We start from the raw sequence: 1,095 nt of genomic DNA, 5'->3' as shown, positions 1-1,095 counted from the left end.
AAGGCGATTTCTAATCGCTAACGCATAATGTTGAACTTTTTCAAAAGATACTCATTTGGTGTTAGGTAGTCAAGCCTTTTTCTTGGTCTATTGTTCAGATTGTTCTCGATCCATCGGATATAGCGTTCATCGACATCTTCAATCTTTGCACCCTTTGGAATAAATTGGCGAATCAGCCCGTTCATATTTTCATTCGCACCTCGCTCCCATGAATGATATGGATGCGCAAAATAGTACTTGATGCCAAGCGCCTTCGCCACGATTACGTGGTCCGCAAACTCCCTTCCGTTATCTGAAGTTATCGTCTTAAGCAACCCCTTGTACGGGAGAAGGGTTTCCACGATGGCAGCTGCAACCTCGTCAGAATTCTTGCTTCCGATTTTTCTAATCCAGCTTTGGTTCGTTGCCCTGTCGTTTATGGTGAGCAGCTTTCCCTTGTGATCCTTACCGATGACAAGGTCTACCTCAAGGTCTCCGAAACGTTCCTTTTTATCAACGATTGCAGGCCGCTTGTCGATAGATACTAGGCCGACAATCCTTCCTCTGTAGCCGTTCTTACGGCCCCTGGAAGCGTGTTTCTTGTTCTTGTGCCTTAGGCATTTGTAGAGGTCACCGCCATGCCGCTTGTCCTCCCAGATGTGACGGTAGATGAGTTCCTCGCAAGGACATTTCAGGCCCATAAGCCTGCATCTCCAGCGAACCTGCTGTGGACTCATGAAACTACGGATACTTGCGTCAACAATTCTCCAGTCATATCCGTCGTATTTCTTATGGCAGTGGCTAGCCTTCTTCCTTGCAACGGCTTTTCTATGTGCCGCCTCCGCTCCGTATTTCCCTCGTGAACCGTTCCGTTTGATTTCTCGTGATACGGTGCTTTGGGAACATCCGATTATGTCTGCGATTTGGGCTTGCGTGTAATGGCTACACAACAAGCCAAGAATTTTGTATCTTTGCTCTCGGTTAAGATGACTCAATGCAACCTCTTTGTGGTAAGAGAAGGTTGCAATTTAGTTATCCTAGCTGGCTCCCATCTGGGGGCCTTTTTTGCATCCTTCAGATTCCGCTCGGATTATGCATTTGCAAATAGAATTCGGG

At 46.9% G+C, this 1,095-nt stretch carries 1 protein-coding gene; it reads right to left on the bottom strand.

The annotated features are described in order from the left end of the window. Nucleotides 1-17: 17 nt before the first annotated feature. Entirely contained in the window at nucleotides 18-974 is a 957-nt protein-coding gene (locus BUB94_RS16090) for an IS30 family transposase (RefSeq protein WP_073238987.1), read from the bottom strand. Nucleotides 975-1,095: the final 121 nt, after the last annotated feature.

Origin of the sequence: Fibrobacter sp. UWH9, assembly GCF_900129715.1 — a bacterium.
Lineage (GTDB): Bacteria > Fibrobacterota > Fibrobacteria > Fibrobacterales > Fibrobacteraceae > Fibrobacter.
This window is presented reverse-complemented; position numbering and strand designations above follow the sequence as displayed.